Genomic DNA, 15,796 nt, shown 5'->3' on the forward strand with positions numbered 1-15,796 from the left:
ATAAAGTAAGAAACATCCCTTCTTGTGGACAGGCAGCTTGCCGGCCGGGTGTACACCGGGTGTCCAGGATGACCGGGATGGAAAGAAAAGGAATGATTAAAATTTTAAATCATATCTATAAAGTCGTTTGGAACCGGACCCGCGCCTGTTGGCAGGTGGTATCCGAACTGGCGAAAAATAACGGCCGGGCGAAGTCGGTCCGCCGGCGCTGTGGCGCGAAAAGCCTGGCGGCGCGTGTCGCCTGCGTACTGGCGCTAGGGGTAATGGCCTTGCCGGCGGTCGCTTGGGCGGACAATGCTACGGCTGATTACCAATATATAGATCTGGGAGGCTGGAGCAGGGATGCTTTTCGGAGTGGCAGTTATCAGCCGGCTAATGAAGCTACTCGCTATTATCCTCTGCAGATTAACAGTTCACAATTGAATTATACCTATAATGGCAGCACTTATAATGTTTTTGGAGCTGCAGGGATAAGAAATTTGCTGAGGGAAATAACTCCCCTAGCGGCTGCCGGCAGTAATCCGGAAAATATGCAGTATAATGCATTGGCGGTTAAAATAAACGGCAAGTTGTATTGTACGACGGTTGTCACGGGGGCAACTTCATCTAACTGGAGCACAAAAAGTTTAATAAGTTATAATATTACTAATATAATTAATTCCATTGACAAGAATTTGTTAGATGTTGCTACCCAGAATCGTTTGGCGGATATTATGGCTCTTCCGGACGGCAGTGACAAAGAGCAGCAATTGACGGACTTCGTCAAAGAGTATGCGCCTCCATATGAGTACTGCTTAGTTAAGCTTACCGGCGCCGAATTGGCCAAAATGCAAGGGCTGACAAATCCACCGGCGACAGATGAGGGGGTTGCGAAGCTGCCTGATTACGAGATAGTAGGAGACAGTTCGTTGCAACTGGAAGACACCTCCAGCTTGTTTCAATTTACGCAAACTGTTGCCAATCTAACGCCGGGACAGAAAACTTACGCCTATAATGAAGTAAAAGTCGGCGAGTCCAGCGACAATAGCTGGCGGCCGCTGGACCGGGTGCTCTATATGGCAAGCGGCTCGGTTCTGGACACGGATTATGCTGTTAATAAGAACTGGGTTATGGACAGTGACGGCAATCTTATTCCTGACAGCAGCGGCGGCACGATAGACTGGCAGAATGATCAAAGCGTACAACCGCTACCAGCCGATGTAAGAACGGCGATTACAGTAAAAGATTTACGCACCGTTGACAATTCTGTTATTGATTTGACTTATGCGAATACCTCCGGCGACGATCCGTTGATTAATCATGTTATTACTTATTCTAAGCCTGGTGCAATCAGTAACGGCGAGATCGGCCATATTGATGGTTATTTTACATATGACCATGTAGAAGGCAAAGTAGTTGATAGAGATCAAAGCACCAGTGAACCCAACCGATATTCTTCCCACAAGATTGCCCGCAGCTTGTTTATTGAAAATGCGACGTTAGCGGCAGGCACCACCTTTCGTTTAGGCAATTACAGCATGGATGCCGCGCTGCAGCATGCGCCGGCTAGCGGAACTGGTAAAATTAGTGATACAGGGTTTGTGACCCCGAACGATTTCAACTCGGCAATGTATTTTAGCACCGGCAATACCGACAGCGTTTATATTACTAATGCAACGCAGGCAAACACAGCGGAGGGCAAAACCAATCTGAACCTGCAGTTGGGCTGGGTGCCGGGCTTGGGGTATCTGCCGGCCGGAGAAGCTGTGCTATACAATAGTCAAAGTCAGGTTAATTTGCCGGTATTATTAGGTATCTTAAACGGCGCCGAAAACTTTAATGTGCAAGCGCAGAAATCTGTTGCCGACGGCGTCCTCAGCACCTATGAGATCACGCCGGTTATTGAGCAGACCGATAACTATTTCACCGATCCTGAGGATGCGGCTGCGAAAAAAGGAACCGCCTGGTGGCTGAAGAGCTATAGCTTTGTTGATACCGGCGAAATGTCGACGACCGGTAAAGCCGTCAGCGACAATTCGATTATCAATAATAATTTGTGGCGCAGCAGTTACCTGAATATGTTCCGCCGTACCGCTGATTTGCATGCCCGCTATGGCGGCAGCGCCGACCTGCACAGTGCGGCAGGGGCTGACGGCGACGGCCGGGAAAACGTCTGGGCCCAGGCTTATCACGGTAAAGTCGACGGCAAGAGCCGTTATGGCGGCAGCTTTGACCAAAGCTATAACGGGGTTCAAGTCGGTTACGACAAGCTTTTAAATAAAGCATTTTACAACGGCAGAGTTTATACCGGTTTTTATCTGAATAAAATTGACGGCAAGTCGACTACGCAAAGCGGCAGCGGGGAGCAAGACAGCCTCGGCGGCGGATTGTACGGCGCCTGGGTTGGCGATAAAGGGCACTATCTGGATGCAGGCGTAACCGCGAGCAAACTGAAAAATGAATTCAGCATGGTTGCCAATCTGGGCGACGGTACGGGCAACAGCGGCATAGTTGACGGTACGTCCCGCACCTGGGGCTACGGAATGGGCCTGCAATACGGTAAGCTCAATGCTTTGGCGGACAACTGGTGGTGGGAACCGGCCGCCTCCTTCTTCCTGGGGCATGTTGACGCAACCACGTATCAACTCAGCAATCATTTGCGGATTAATCAAAGAGGGTATGACAATGCCACCGGCAGGCTGCATCTGCGCTTGGGCAAAGAAATCAACGACAAAGGCACCATCTATGCCGGCGTCAATCTGGCTCATGAATTTGCCGGCGAACAGGATATTCATGCCGTGTATGGCTATCAAAACCGATCTATCGCCGCTGCCGGCGGCAAGGATACCTGGTGGGAATTTAATGTCGGCGGCACGATGAAGATTTCACCGGACGGCAATTTAAATCTTGATTTTGTAAAAACGACCGGCAGCGATATCGGCAGTGACTGGCGCATTGACGGCAAGCTGGACTTTGCCTGGGGCGGCTTTGGCGGCGGCAAAGGCGTGACCGGCAGCGGGGCCGCAGTGCCTGGCGCTGACAAGGCCCAGACAACGACCGTAGTGATGGGACAGGTGCCGCCGGTTGAGCCGCGACTGCCGGAGCGGCAGGTGACGGCACCAACAGAAGTACCGCCAAGTGTAGCAGAACCCAATCGTCCTGAAACAGCAGGTAATGCGGAAAATCAAGACAATACGACTGTAAGCTATTCGGCCAGTGAGGCTGCACCGGCAGTGAAAGCAGACACAACTGTGGTCACGCTGCCAACCGGCACCGCCAATGAATTTGCCTTTACCCCCGTCACCGTCCAGGCGGCCCGTCCTGACTGGGAAAAGAAGCTGAGCCCCGGCCAGGTATCAGTCATTTATCCCGATACCTATAAGGGGGAACAAAAGGATCTGCCGGCGATGCTGGAAGCGGTGCCGGGACTCTATGTGCAGCGCATTACCGGCGCCGGTCACTATACGGTTGCCCGGGTGCGCGGCGCAACCGGCGCGCAGGTTAAGGTCTTTGTCGACGGGGTGTTGATGAACCTCAACAGCGAAAGCGCGGTCAATCTCTCGGCCATCCCGGTCGATAACGTCGAGCGCATCGAAGTCTACCGCGGCTATGTGCCGGCCCGTTTCGGCGGCGCCCCGCTGGGCGGCGTGATCAACATTGTCACCAAAAAACCGGATCAATTGGGCGGCATGGTGTCGCAAGGCGTGAAATCCTACGGCGGCTATACCGGTAATTATCAGTTTACGGCCCCGGTCGGCAGCGGCAGCTTGCTGGCAACCTTCCAGCGCGATATCTGGGGCGGCGATTTTGATTTTCATGCCAGTAATCCGGTTCCTGATTCAAACAGATATGCAGAGGCGGATGTTAAACGGACGAGCAATGGCTACCAAAACAGTAACGGCATGGTGAAGTGGCAGAATGACAACTGGACGGTTAAAGCCGCCTGGAAAAAACTCCATGAGGAGCTACCGTTCAGCGTCGGCCAGCCTTTTTCAGCGCTCCCCTTCGATCCGACTAACCCGCAATCGTTAATTTATTTTAACAAGGAAAATCTCGAAAAGGGCTTATGGGACAAAACGCAGGATATTGACCAGAAGGAATTCCTGCTGGGCCGCCGGGCTACGGCGGGCAAGCTGGACTGGGGCTGGCAGGTCAGTTATCTGGACAACAAAAAGGATTATTATAATACCGGCTATTATAAACGCAAAGCCATTTTAGATGCCATAGGTGTTAGCCCCGGATATATTGCCGGTATGGAAGATCCGCAATATCCGGGGACACTGTGGGCCCATTACCATTCAAAAAAATGGGGCTTTAACCTGAATACGGCCTACAAAATGGGCGACAGTCACTTATTGGAATTCAGCGGCGACGTCAGTCGTGAAACCATGAAGGCCAATGTCAGCGAACAGGATACCCTGAATTTGAATCTTGGTTTAGGCAATAGAAAATACATTGATCAATATAAAATCCGGGAGTACCACTTCAGTGTGCAGGATACCATTACCCTGAATGAGGCCGGTGATTTCAAGCTGACGCCGGTCGTGCGGGCGGAAAAGGTTGACATGGAGACGATGAATGAAGCCGATAAAAAGTGGCGCTGGTCGGCCGGCACCGCCTTGCAAAAGCAGCTCAACGACCATTGGAGCGTTAAGACCAGTTGGGGCACCTATAACCGCCATCCGAATTTTTATGAATTGTTTGGCGACGGCGCGACCATTATTCCTAATCCCGGCGCCAACAAAGCGTTTGACGCCGGTTCGCCCGGCACCTGGGAAAGCGGCACCCAGTTTGACTTTAGTATTAACTGGCAAGGCGAACTGGCCACAGCCGATACCGATACCGTCCTGACCTGGTTCCAGCGCCGGGCCAAAAATCAGTTCGCGCTGTGGATGCCACAGATGCCGAATGCGCCCAGCACCTATTTCCCCATGGACGAAGCCAAGGTCCACGGCCTCGAACTGACCCACAATATGAAATGGCAGCGCCTGAGCCTGAACCTGGCCGGCACCTGGCAAAAACCGTGGTATCCGGGCGCCAAGGCCGTGCTGGATATCCAGAGCTCCGGTCCCAAGACCTCGATTTCCTATACGCCGGAATGGGTGGTAAACGCGCGCCTGGATTACCGGTGGCCGGGTGATAAATTGAATACTTTTATTGAATATAATTATATGGACGAGCAGTTTATCGGTCAGACCGAGGATGACGGAGACCCGGATGCCAAAAAAAGTTGGTGGATGGATGGTCTTAGCACCTTTAATGTCGGCGCTAAATATAAATTCGACAAGAATTGGAAACTGGCCGCCGGCATCAACGATATCTTTGATAAAGGGCCGGAGGTTACCAAAAGATACGGCGCGGCCATCTATACTAATAATTATCCCTTAGCCGGCCGCATGTATTACGGAACCTTGGAATATAGTTTCTAATGGGGTTTGTTGGTGCTTGTTTCATAAGCAGGCACTGCAAAATAGATACGGCCAGCAATATGTTCTGCAGCAGCGCTGCCGCGCCTGTTGCTGAATGTGTCAAAAAAATAAAAAGTGGAAAGGTGGTTTGTCAAATGTCAGAGCAAAGAGCTTTACTGCAAGAATCGGTATTGGCGGCAGGTGTAATGAACAATTACACATCGGGAAAGCTTTACGGCTGCATCAGTCAGGTCGATAGTGCCGGAACCGTACATGCGGGCGTGGTAAAAACGTTACCGGGAGGCAACTATTTTGAGGGGCATGATGCGCGCGTTCTCAATTTTCTGAAGGGTTCGGAATACAAAGCGTTGGTAGTAGATTATACTTATGGTACCAGTTCTTTATACGGTATTTTTGATCCGGCTGCTAATGGAGTATGGGGAACGCCGGTAGTTAGGACAAATACCAATTGGGACATTAATAATCCCTATAGCATTGTCACGAACGGTAACGATATGTTCCTCATGGGCTATGACGGCGTAGACATTATTAAGGTTGATCTGACAACGTTCAATGCGGCCAGCGGCAATCCGTTTTTCACGTATACACCACTAGCGGGTAAACAAGGCCATGGCGTGGATATGGATGCTGTTGAAATTGATGGAACACTTTATTTGGCCGCATTGTTTATCAATGCTGAAGGTTATTCTAATTATGGCAATTCACAGCTTGTACTTGTCGATGCAGCTACCGGTGATTTGTTTGAAACTATTGATCTGAATGCCAACGCTAATTCAATAGCTATTGCCGCGGATAAATTTGCCTATGTGACCAGCTTCGGGGGAGTACAACAGCCTGGCGGCAATGCTACTTCCCAATTAGAGGTAGTAGATCTTTCTATTCCAGAGGTAACACAAACAATTGGCATGGTTACTCCTGTTACTGACGGTGATTATGTCGATATTGCCTTAGTTGGTGCCAATGCCTATGTATTGACGGCCAATTTTGATGCTAACTACCAGTTCTATACTTATCGCTTGGTGAAAACTACGCAAGCGTTTTTAAAAGGTGGTAGTTTTGGTACAGTACCAGATGTCGACTATAGCACCTACACACAAAACCTAATACCCTCCGGTGCCACTTGGCTGTTGGCTTACGACGGAATCGTACTGTGGTTTGTGCGGGCGACAGAGATTTATACGATTGATACTTCCGTTAATGTGTCCAGCGCCGCGTTGACTAAACGCGCGGATGCTACACTCTATAATGCTACTACTAATCCCCAAGGTTTAGGTATTGACGATCCGCATGAGGTTTATGGACAGCTGAATACCGCCGCCGTGGTTATTCCGGCTGCTAGCGCAGCTCCGCGTGCCTTCGCCAGAGGCGCTTCCCATACTAAACATGCCAAAGTGATGTTACCGCCTGAAGAGCTTGAGAAATTCAAAGCAGCAGCAGTGCAAGCGGCAGCAGCGCAAGAAAAAAAATAGTTTGCTAATGTAAGATTGTAGCTGAATCCGCATCGTTTATACTCAGGCACTTACGGAACGGTGCGGATTCCTTTATTATGATTTTGCCGGAGAATTGGCGAGGATTTGCGGCAAGAACATAATAAAAGCACAATAAGAGGTGGAGGCTATGAACCAAGTACAAGCTGCGACCATAACCAAGGAGGATCTGGTTATGCTGGTGCCGCTGTTTTCTCCTAATCCCAGACTGCAGGAGGTGAAAAAAACTCTTGCATTGACGCAGTCGGTGCAACAATGCCGGCCCTTTAACCTGATTAAGGAACCAGTGGCCGATCTGGCTGCGCTCCAGGCGGCCGTAGCCAAACACCGGCCCCAGATCGTACATATCGCCGCTGAATTTATGGAGAAAGGCCGGGTGTATTTTGGTACGGTCCGCAGCCGCAACAGATCCTGGCCGATGTCCGAGGTTTTAAGCAGCATCGCCGAGGCCGGCGCCAATACGGAACTGATATATTTCAACGGCCCCCTGAATAAAGATTTTATGCTTACTGAAGATGATAACATAAATTTTGTTATCGGTGCGGATAAAAAACTATGTACTGCCGCGGTGCGGCAAAAATTCACGGCCTTGTTTTATTTGTTCGTCGGGTTAGGCAATTCGGTCGGCATAGCGTATAGGCAAGCTTGGCAGCAACTGCCTGTAGAACTGCAGGATATTCGCCCCTTGGCGATAGCTTTACGCTATCGGCTATCCCTTAATCCGGCCGAAGTAGGAATCCATAAGTGAGGTTCCTTTTTCGTAAATTGACTTCCTAGTTGTTTGCTTATAGTACACATATTCATAAAGAGAGTGTGCCGACAATGAAAGAAGAAAATAGTGGAAAAATTGAAATTGATCTGATCCCCTTTATAGCCAAGAGCATCGCCCAGAATCCGGCAGCCCGGCGCGAACTGGACAGCATTTACTCCGATGAAACAATCCCCATTGAGCGGGCGCTTTCGCCCAAGCTGGCGGGTTACAACCGCTATTACCGGGAATGCGATGTCTTGACGGAAACCTACTGTCACAAAGCCACGGCCTTTATTCTGACCGCTTTGAACGAGCAAGAGTCCGGCAAACCGGCGCTGGCGGCCCTGAGCCAATTGCTGCAAAAATGCTGGCGGCAGTTTTACGCCTATGTAGCGGCCAGCGGTCCCGCCGTCCCCTTTGCCCCGTTCTGGAGCAAGCTGGCGAAAAAGGGTAGAAAGCTGACGGAATGTGAGATAGGCAATTTGTCCGGTCTGCCGCCGGGAATTTCCCCGAGGGATGTAACTACCAGCGATACATTAAACACGGATTTTCCAATATTCTGGTTTCTGGTCAATCTGTTCGGTAAAACCATTAGCGTTAGCGAGCAGGATGAAAACTTTCATAAGCACATAGTATTTTACCAGGAAGCCCAGGAACGGATGCACAGAAGCCCGGCCCGGACGCCAGCTCTGACAGAGCCGCAAAAAAAGCTGGCAGCGGCGCTTTGGGGATATATTAAAGAACAAGTAAAGGGCATTCCAATTAACTTGGACGAATATTTCTGTACGCAAGAATACAAACAAAAGACTCCCGTACTACCCTTCAAACAGGAAATTTTCGGCGACCTGCCGATCCAGGCTATTAAGCATGTCAATATTAGCCGCCAAGAACTGAGAACGACCATTGATCTCTTGGCAGCCTCGCTGCCGGCAGAGACAACCCTGACTGCCGAACTGCAACAAACCGCTCTAGATTATTTTAGGCAAGTACTGCTCATACGCGCCTGCGCTCACTACTATGAAACGCTGCGCAGCTTTGCCCTGGAACAGGGCCGGCTGGCTGACAAAGCCTCATCCCGGCCGCTGCAGGTAGCCAAGCTGAAAGAGCAACTGGCACAGGCGCGGCAAAAAATCTGGGAACTGGAAGCCCTGCCGGTAAAAGCGAATCAAAATTCGTCTTTAGAGCCATTGTTGGCGCAAAAGCAACAGGCTTTGAATGAATTACAGCTCAGGCTGGAAAAAAGTGAAAGCACGTCCCAAAAAGAGATAGCCCGGCTGCAGGCCAGGCTGGATGAGGAACAGGAAACCAATCAGGTGCTGACCCGGCTGCTGGCAGCGGCAGAAGAACAGCCGTCAAACGAAGAAGACCTTAGCCCGGACTTATTGGCCAAAATAATGCTGCTCCGAGTAGTCATCCTTGGCGGACGAACAGACTGGCAGCAACGGCTAAAAGCCAAATATCCGAACTTTAGATTGATTTCACCCGAAACTGTAAAATTTGATCTGGCTATACTCGGCGCCGCCGATGTGATCGTGATCAACCGGCGGTTTTTAGGCCACAGCTTATTTTACCGAGCAGTGCATTATGCCGGCAAATACAATAAAGAAGTGGTTTATCTTAATAACAATAATGAGAAACATCTGCTACAGGCACTGTGCCGAAAATGTGGTGCGGGTACAGGGTCAGGCTGACTTATTGACTTTTTTAAAATAAGTCAAGCCTGACTCTGTTGCGTTCGGCCGCAAGGGGACAGCAAGCCGTTCAACCGGTTGCTGCAAGCGGAAATGGCCGACGAGATCAAAACCTTTCTGGCGCTGTATAAACAGCACCGGACAAGGTATGCAAACAGGGCAATAAAACGGGATAACAATTTTTTAGAGGGAGAGGGTACCTATGACTTATAATGAGCTAAAACACATCTTTCTGCAAAAAAAAGGCCGAGCTGGCGCGACTGAGAAGTGATGAGGCGCAAGCATTACTGGAACTATTTGAACAGAACGAGATCTTGAAGGCAGATCTGGCTGCCGGCGGGAAGCCGGCGAACCCCATAAACCAGACGGCTGTCCAAAATGCCGAGCAACGCGTCAAGCAAAGTGCGGAAAAGGTGTTGTACGACTTGGACCCGCGAATCAAGCAACTGGAAGAGGAAATCGCTGACCTGGATCAGCAACTGTAAGGGAGAATGAGGATTGTCATGAATACACATGTCATTTTGCCTGACCGCAGGGAAGTGGGGACGGGTTGGCTGCCGCCCCTGCCCGACTTACGCGACTATACCGAACACCATCCCTACCTGCAGGAAACCATCAAACGCCTGAGAGTCGACGATACCAAGCCGCTGCCGGATAAAACCGATTTGCGCGAATGGTGCAGCACACCCGTGCCGGAACAGGGCAAGCTGGGGGCCTGCACCGCCCATGCGGCGGCGGCCATTATCGAGTACTTTCAGAACCGGGCCTTTGGCAAACATTTTACTGCCTCGCGGCTATTCATATACAAAAATGCCCGCAACCTCCAGGGCGTGACCGAGGATCAGGGGGCCTTCATCCGGGATACGATGGGGGCTTTGGCGTTGTGCGGCGTACCGCCGGAAAAATATTGGCCTTATACCGACAAGGACCCTGACTTTAATAAAGAGCCAACTTCGTTCGTCTACGCAGTGGCGGACAATTACGAGGCGCTGCAGTATTTCTGCCACGATCCCGCCGGCAACAATACAGCTCCGGCCGATGTCTTGCGCAGCGTAAAAAAGTATCTGGCGGCCGGTGTGCCTTCCATGTTCGGCTTTTACGGCTTCGCTTCGTTTACCGATACCGATGTTCCCGGCAACATTCCCGGTCCTGGACCGGATGAAAAGGCTAGTTGGAGCCACGCGGTAGCGACCTTTGGTTATGACGATACGTTGAAAATTAAAAACACCCGCTATGACCGGGAAACCACCGGGGCGCTCCTAATCCGCAACTCCTGGGGCCCCACCTGGGGTCAGGCGGGGTACGGCTGGCTGCCTTATGAATATGTTTTAAATAAACTGGCCACCGATTTCTGGTCACTGCTGAATATGGAATGGATAGAAACCAATCATTTCGGCTTATAAAAGGAGCCGATACCGGCCCGGCGGCCACCGGGCGATTTGATATTCGAGCTTTGTATGCTGATCATGCAGTTGGCTCGCGATAATAACTACGGGAGTGATAACGCCTTTTTCAAACTTGATGAGAAAAAATAAAAATGCCGGCGGCAGAAGATACGGATTGCCGTCAGGCAGCGGGATGGATAAACATGGGCTTGATTGACTGGTTTGCTAATTTGTTTGTAAAAGAATCCAAGCATTACGTTTATGCGCCGGTAACGTCCGACGTAGAGAAGATCGAATTCAAAGAGGGGCAGCATTATTTTCGCCTGCGCCTGGCGGAGATGTTCCTGAAAAACGACCGGAAACTCTTCCGCAAATACGTGCCGGTGGTCTCCTCGGTCGTCAGTGTGCAATTCGGCGCCAATGCCGCCCAGGAGCTGCCCAGCGTGGCCGGCCCGCTGGCCTTGAATCTGAATGAAAGCTCCCTGGGCAAGGGGGTGCAATTGAATTATTCCCTGACCAACCTGGTGCCCTATCGCGGCGGCAATGTGTCAATCAGCGCCGCCTTATTGGCCTATGTCAATAAAGACTACTTTCCGTCCTTTCTTACCCTGGCCAACAGCATTTCCAGCCTGCTGACCATTGGCCAGTTGTCTGCCACGCTCAAAGTGGTCGACAGTGCGGTCAGCGCTTTATCGGAACTCTTAGCCGGCGGCGATAAAGACATCCATCTGGTCTATCACAATGAACACGCCGGCACCGATAATTTGGGCGGAAGTTCTCTGCACAACGGCTATTTTGCCGTCATTGGCGCTGACGGCGGCAAATTCGACATGAACAAACTGATTGTGAAAAACTCGCAGCTTTATTTCGGCGATGATCTCCAAGCGGCCAAGCCGCTGACCGGCTACGATTATATGCTGTTCAGCGTGGAAGCGGCGCTATACCGGGATGATTTCCGCTATTTTGCTGAATACAACAGTTTGCTGTACGCGGCGCTTGAAAAAGGCATGACGAACAGAGGCGAGGGTGATGCCGTGATCCGGGCCGGGATGCTGGCCATATTCAAATCAGATGATTTGACCTATGTCGATAAAACACGAGTGGCGGCCGCACTCAAAGCGGAGTATGAGGAACGGCTTTCCCTGCTGGATAAGCTAAAAAGTCCGCTGATTAAAGATGAGCATTGGTTACATGACAGGGTACTGGCGATCAACCCGGAAGCAACCGGCAAGAAGATTGCCCCCGTGCTGGCCAATGATCAATTGGATGATGCCGCCATCGCCGATACCATCGTAACCATGGTTGTAAAGGGTGGATAGACTAAAGCCACTCAATCTGATCATTTTCCTTGATAGTAGCTGCGCTGTTCGTATTCGGGCTACAGCGATGCCAAAAACCGATAGCAGGTACAAGCGGGGCATCGCTCTTCACATACTTTATGTATCAGCGGCGCGATTTGCATAATTGCTGGGAGGTAATAAGGAATAGGTGAGATCAACATCGACAGTTTAGGGAGGAGGACCTTATGGAAAATAATATACGATATGTGCATACCAATATAATCGCGCAAAACTGGAAAAAATTAGCCCAATTTTATATTGATGTATTTCATTGTAAGCCGATATATCCTGAAAGAAATTTATCAGGCAACTGGATCGATAGAATTACAAAAATCAATAATGTCGCGATCCGGGGAATTGATCTTACTCTTCCTGGTTATGACAATAATGGGCCAACTCTAGAAATCTTTGAATATAGCCCTGATAATATTACTGACGGCAAACCAGTGATTAACCGCCAAGGATTAGGCCATTTGGCTTTTTCTGTAGATTTGGTTGAAATTACATTAAAAAGGATCATAGAGCATGGCGGCGAACAGCTTGGCGAGTTAGTCAGCCGCGACTATGGCGAGCTTGGGACTTTGACGGTAGTGTATGCATGCGACCCAGAGGGCAATATTATAGAGATACAAAATTGGCAAAGATAAGTTGGATACTATCCTTCATATCCGGATGATGGTTTGCGTGATTCCCTCTGCGTTGCCAGTTTTTCGGCCATCGCGAGAATTTTTTAAGATAATCTTTGACAGAAACTACAAATATATAATAAAATTAGGTGCAATTGACTAGTAATATTGCTAGAGGCTGTATCCCTGAGGGGGATACAGCCTCTAGTTTTTGTTTCGGACCTTCTGTTTTACCTTCTGCCCTGCCTTCCGCTTTAGCACCATAGATAAGCGTTTGCTCTTCCATGATGGCTTTCTCGCGCAGTTCGTAGCGGCGCAGCTCGACGTCGGTGAGTTCATGACCGGGTGGGATTTGAGCACAGCGTTTAAAAAGTTGATGAGTATATCTTTGTTCCCTTCTGAACCCAATATGCGTTTGAAGACATAGTCATTCATCCGGTTGACAGAACGCATCATGACTGTTGCTCTCCTTTGGATAAAGCTGTTACTTATACTATAAACGATCAAAAAAGCTTTGACAAGAGTGGTCTAGGTTCCAGATTCAAGGGGGCAGTTTGGACGGTTCGAAACCACTGATATAAGCCTGTTTTTTTTAACTAACCTTGGGTAAAAATCGGAGTCAATCGGCAATAGGCTGCAAAATTGACAATTTGTTGCATAAACGCATGGCCGCAAAAGGATATCAGGGCTGCTATCCTTTTCAAATTTACGGCTAAGGCCGTCAGTTTGGCTTGCAGGGACATGCTTTTTAGACCATACCCCCGTGCACGGTCTAATCCATGGAAACGTTTCATTTCTCCGTTCTTCCACTCATGGCTGGCTCGCTTTTTGTACTTTAGCTTGAACTGATCGCTCTTGGCAAGCTGACTATGTTCATTATTGCGCGCAGTGTTCACTGACGCGCAGTACTTTTTCTTCAGTATTCTTGCCAGCGGTCAGATTTACGGACACTGCACAGTGCGATTTCACAAAATGATAGCGGTACACGTCATTTTGTTCTGTATTTTTGGCGCACTTTCTTCTCGGTATGATTGCCCATTTCGCAAACCACTGGTCGCTGTCTTTGTTGTAACTAAACCCGCTTTCGTCTAGCTTGTAGACACAGGCGTTTACAGAATGATGGCCTACCGCCTCGGTTTGTAAGGTATCTAAGATCGGTTTGCGAAAATAGGCCTTATCCCATACACCTCTTGATGGGTAAGCCGCAGGCTTTACTTCGCTGATACAATTCCTCAAATTGGCTGCCGTCACATAGGCGCTGCTTTCCACTGTTACCGCTGTAATGATCCTTGTTTCCGGGAGCATGGCAATTCTACCTTATAGCCGTAAAAGCTGTCTGTTTTTGATTTGTAGCCTACGCGCGCCTCTCTTTGTCTACCAGTGATCGGACCCTTTGACCATAAATTCCTGATCTTCCAGGATTTCTTTGGTTTCGTTAACCGCTTGTTGGCTGTTGGGCAGGATAGATAAATCGACATGGCTATTTCTGGTTTTCCTGATCAGTTCTTCCACATAGGACTTCATTTTCTGCTTCGCTTCGTTGTGGTCTTCTATGAGCTTATAGTCGGGAACTTCGCTAATGAGCTCGGCGGGGATTACCCCGTTTTCTTTCTCAATGGCCCTTATGATTCTTCTTCCCAGATGCTTCATGATTCTTTCCGGCACTTTTTTTTTAGTATTGGCCTGGGTATGCGTGGCGTCAATGCTTAGTCCGGTTCCTTTAATTATGCCTTTTTCCACACACTGGCGAACCACTTCCTGAATCATATCATCCACACTGGTTTCTTTTAGTCTATGTTTCCTAAACTTGGCCAGCAGGCTGGCGTCCGGCAGATCCTCTTCGGGATTGAGTCCCAAAAACCACATATAGGCTAAGTTTAATCGGGCTTCTTCTATGACTTTGACATCGGATAAGTTATATAGATATTGCAAAATGAGGATCTTGGCCAGCATTTCCGGTTCTTTGGCCGGCCGCCCCAGATGCTGGCAGTACGAATCCTTCAGCAACTCGTTAATGAAGCTAAAATCCACATTACCAGCGATAATCTTCAGAATATGATTACTGGGAATTTTATCATAGAGCACGCTATATATACTTAATTGGTGCGGCACATTTTTTAGCAAGGCAAGCCCCTCCATTACGCAAATATCTACCGTTATATTTTACCATAATTCAGGGGCGCTTGCTTTATCGACTTTTTCAGTGCTTTCGGACGGTTCTCTTGCGTCATTTTTCTGGATTACGCATTGCCCCGGTAGCCGCAGGGATGTATCATAGGACAGTTCCTGGATTGCGCCAGTGGTGCAGCACACCTGTCCCCGAACAGGGGAAGCTGGGGGCCTGTACCGCCCACGCGGCGGCGGCCATTATCGAATACTTTCAGAACCGGGCCTTTGGCAAGCATTTTACCGCCTCGCGGCAGTTTATCTATAAAAACGCCCGTAACCTCCAGGGGGTACCCGGGGACCAAGGCTCCCATATCCGGGATACCAGGGTAATTTTTTTATTGACATTTGCTGGGTAAAAAGTATAATAAAATTATATTAGGTTCCTAACTAATTAGCGGATAAGAATAAAGGAGGAAGCATGCCAATGGCTGATATCCGTTCAAATGAGCTTTATAATGCATTGAAGCGTCTGAACCGGCAGATGTATCGCTATGCGCATCAGGCAATGCCGCCGAAAGCAGGCCTTCACCGCGGACAAATTCACCTGTTGTTTCTCATTTCCCGCAATGACGGGGTTATTCAGCGGGATTTAGCAGAAATCATGGATATCCGGCCCTCTTCCTTGACCGAGATGCTCGTTAAGCTGGAACAGGAGGCCTTCGTCGTTCGCAAGCAGGATGAAAAGGATCAAAGGATCATGCATATTCATCTGACTGAGAAGGGAAAAGCTGCGGTTGACGGGTTTACGGAGGCCAATGCGAAACTGACGTCCGCCATTTTCAATTGCCTGCCGAAAGCGGAAATCGAAAAAATGCTGGCATTGGTCCAAAAAATAAGTGATAATCTGGAAAAACTGGATGACCCCGCTAGCGGTACAGGTCATGCAAGCGGTAGGCAGCCCCATGGACATCATTGCCACCACCGTTGGGATTAACGCTG

Annotated in this window: 14 protein-coding genes; 10 read left to right on the forward strand and 4 right to left on the reverse strand. The window is 49.5% G+C overall.

The annotated features are described in order from the left end of the window. The first annotated feature begins 77 nt into the window (after positions 1-77). The 8 genes from SPTER_RS24090 to SPTER_RS24120 all read left to right on the forward strand — a co-directional run bounded on the left by SPTER_RS24090 (position 78) and on the right by SPTER_RS24120 (position 12,709). Entirely contained in the window at positions 78-5,408 is a 5,331-nt protein-coding gene (locus SPTER_RS24090) for a TonB-dependent receptor domain-containing protein (protein WP_170233416.1), read from the forward strand. A gap of 134 nt (positions 5,409-5,542) precedes the next feature. Further along, positions 5,543-6,877: a hypothetical protein gene (locus tag SPTER_RS24095; RefSeq protein WP_170233417.1), complete on the forward strand. Its 1,335-nt coding sequence runs from the start codon at positions 5,543-5,545 to the stop codon at positions 6,875-6,877. 148 nt (positions 6,878-7,025) lie between these two features. After that, the gene (locus SPTER_RS24100; protein WP_144353109.1) at positions 7,026-7,643 is read left to right on the forward strand and encodes a hypothetical protein; all 618 of its coding nucleotides are present in this window, start codon (positions 7,026-7,028) and stop codon (positions 7,641-7,643) included. A 74-nt stretch (positions 7,644-7,717) separates the two neighbouring features. Further along, the gene (locus tag SPTER_RS24105) at positions 7,718-9,337 is read left to right on the forward strand and encodes a hypothetical protein (RefSeq protein ID WP_144353110.1); all 1,620 of its coding nucleotides are present in this window, start codon (positions 7,718-7,720) and stop codon (positions 9,335-9,337) included. Positions 9,338-9,651: 314 nt separating this feature from the next. Then, a complete protein-coding gene (locus SPTER_RS24970; RefSeq protein ID WP_170233418.1) occupies positions 9,652-9,822 on the forward strand; it encodes a hypothetical protein in 171 nt (56 codons plus the stop codon). 18 nt (positions 9,823-9,840) lie between these two features. Beyond that, a complete protein-coding gene (locus SPTER_RS24110; RefSeq protein ID WP_144353111.1) occupies positions 9,841-10,740 on the forward strand; it encodes a C1 family peptidase in 900 nt (299 codons plus the stop codon). 134 nt (positions 10,741-10,874) lie between these two features. Next, a complete protein-coding gene (locus SPTER_RS24115; RefSeq protein WP_144353112.1) occupies positions 10,875-12,041 on the forward strand; it encodes a hypothetical protein in 1,167 nt (388 codons plus the stop codon). A 206-nt stretch (positions 12,042-12,247) separates the two neighbouring features. Beyond that, complete coding sequence (locus tag SPTER_RS24120) at positions 12,248-12,709, forward strand: VOC family protein (protein ID WP_144353113.1); 462 nt, start codon at positions 12,248-12,250, stop codon at positions 12,707-12,709. Between the two features lie 183 nt (positions 12,710-12,892). On the opposite strand, the gene SPTER_RS26030 is transcribed toward SPTER_RS24120, so the two are convergent. From SPTER_RS26030 to SPTER_RS24140, 4 genes are all read right to left on the reverse strand, one after another. Then, on the reverse strand, positions 12,893-13,144 hold the full coding sequence (locus tag SPTER_RS26030; protein WP_211367690.1) for a PD-(D/E)XK nuclease family transposase: 252 nt from the start codon (positions 13,142-13,144) through the stop codon (positions 12,893-12,895). Between the two features lie 140 nt (positions 13,145-13,284). Continuing rightward, positions 13,285-13,584, reverse strand: a complete 300-nt coding sequence (locus tag SPTER_RS24130; RefSeq protein WP_170233419.1) for a transposase — start codon at positions 13,582-13,584, stop codon at positions 13,285-13,287. Continuing rightward, a complete protein-coding gene (locus SPTER_RS24135; protein ID WP_170233420.1) occupies positions 13,565-13,957 on the reverse strand; it encodes a hypothetical protein in 393 nt (130 codons plus the stop codon). Before SPTER_RS24135 ends, SPTER_RS24130 begins: the two co-directional genes overlap by 20 nt. Before the next feature lie 105 nt (positions 13,958-14,062). Beyond that, a complete protein-coding gene (locus tag SPTER_RS24140) occupies positions 14,063-14,827 on the reverse strand; it encodes a transposase (protein WP_144353116.1) in 765 nt (254 codons plus the stop codon). Positions 14,828-14,955: 128 nt separating this feature from the next. Here SPTER_RS24140 and SPTER_RS24145 point away from each other — a divergent pair, with 128 nt between their 5' ends. Together SPTER_RS24145 and SPTER_RS24150 are read left to right on the forward strand one after the other, a co-directional pair. After that, on the forward strand, positions 14,956-15,213 hold the full coding sequence (locus tag SPTER_RS24145) for a hypothetical protein (protein ID WP_211367692.1): 258 nt from the start codon (positions 14,956-14,958) through the stop codon (positions 15,211-15,213). Between the two features lie 68 nt (positions 15,214-15,281). Next, entirely contained in the window at positions 15,282-15,791 is a 510-nt protein-coding gene (locus SPTER_RS24150; protein ID WP_170233421.1) for a MarR family winged helix-turn-helix transcriptional regulator, read from the forward strand. Positions 15,792-15,796 lie beyond the last annotated feature (5 nt).

Origin of the sequence: Sporomusa termitida, assembly GCF_007641255.1 — a bacterium.
Lineage (GTDB): Bacteria > Bacillota > Negativicutes > Sporomusales > Sporomusaceae > Sporomusa > Sporomusa termitida.

What these genes read in the sequence shown, in the direction of transcription:
- SPTER_RS24090 (WP_170233416.1), top strand. Translation starts at nt 78, where the DNA reads ATGGAAAGAAAAGGAATGATTAAAATTTTAAATCATATCTATAAAGTC.
- SPTER_RS24140 (WP_144353116.1), bottom strand. Translation starts at nt 14,827, where the DNA reads ATGGAGGGGCTTGCCTTGCTAAAAAATGTGCCGCACCAATTAAGTATA.
- SPTER_RS24095 (WP_170233417.1), top strand. Translation starts at nt 5,543, where the DNA reads ATGTCAGAGCAAAGAGCTTTACTGCAAGAATCGGTATTGGCGGCAGGT.
- SPTER_RS24150 (WP_170233421.1), top strand. Translation starts at nt 15,282, where the DNA reads ATGGCTGATATCCGTTCAAATGAGCTTTATAATGCATTGAAGCGTCTG.
- SPTER_RS24110 (WP_144353111.1), top strand. Translation starts at nt 9,841, where the DNA reads ATGAATACACATGTCATTTTGCCTGACCGCAGGGAAGTGGGGACGGGT.
- SPTER_RS24100 (WP_144353109.1), top strand. Translation starts at nt 7,026, where the DNA reads ATGAACCAAGTACAAGCTGCGACCATAACCAAGGAGGATCTGGTTATG.
- SPTER_RS24145 (WP_211367692.1), top strand. Translation starts at nt 14,956, where the DNA reads ATGTATCATAGGACAGTTCCTGGATTGCGCCAGTGGTGCAGCACACCT.
- SPTER_RS24120 (WP_144353113.1), top strand. Translation starts at nt 12,248, where the DNA reads ATGGAAAATAATATACGATATGTGCATACCAATATAATCGCGCAAAAC.
- SPTER_RS24115 (WP_144353112.1), top strand. Translation starts at nt 10,875, where the DNA reads ATGCCGGCGGCAGAAGATACGGATTGCCGTCAGGCAGCGGGATGGATA.
- SPTER_RS26030 (WP_211367690.1), bottom strand. Translation starts at nt 13,144, where the DNA reads ATGATGCGTTCTGTCAACCGGATGAATGACTATGTCTTCAAACGCATA.
- SPTER_RS24105 (WP_144353110.1), top strand. Translation starts at nt 7,718, where the DNA reads ATGAAAGAAGAAAATAGTGGAAAAATTGAAATTGATCTGATCCCCTTT.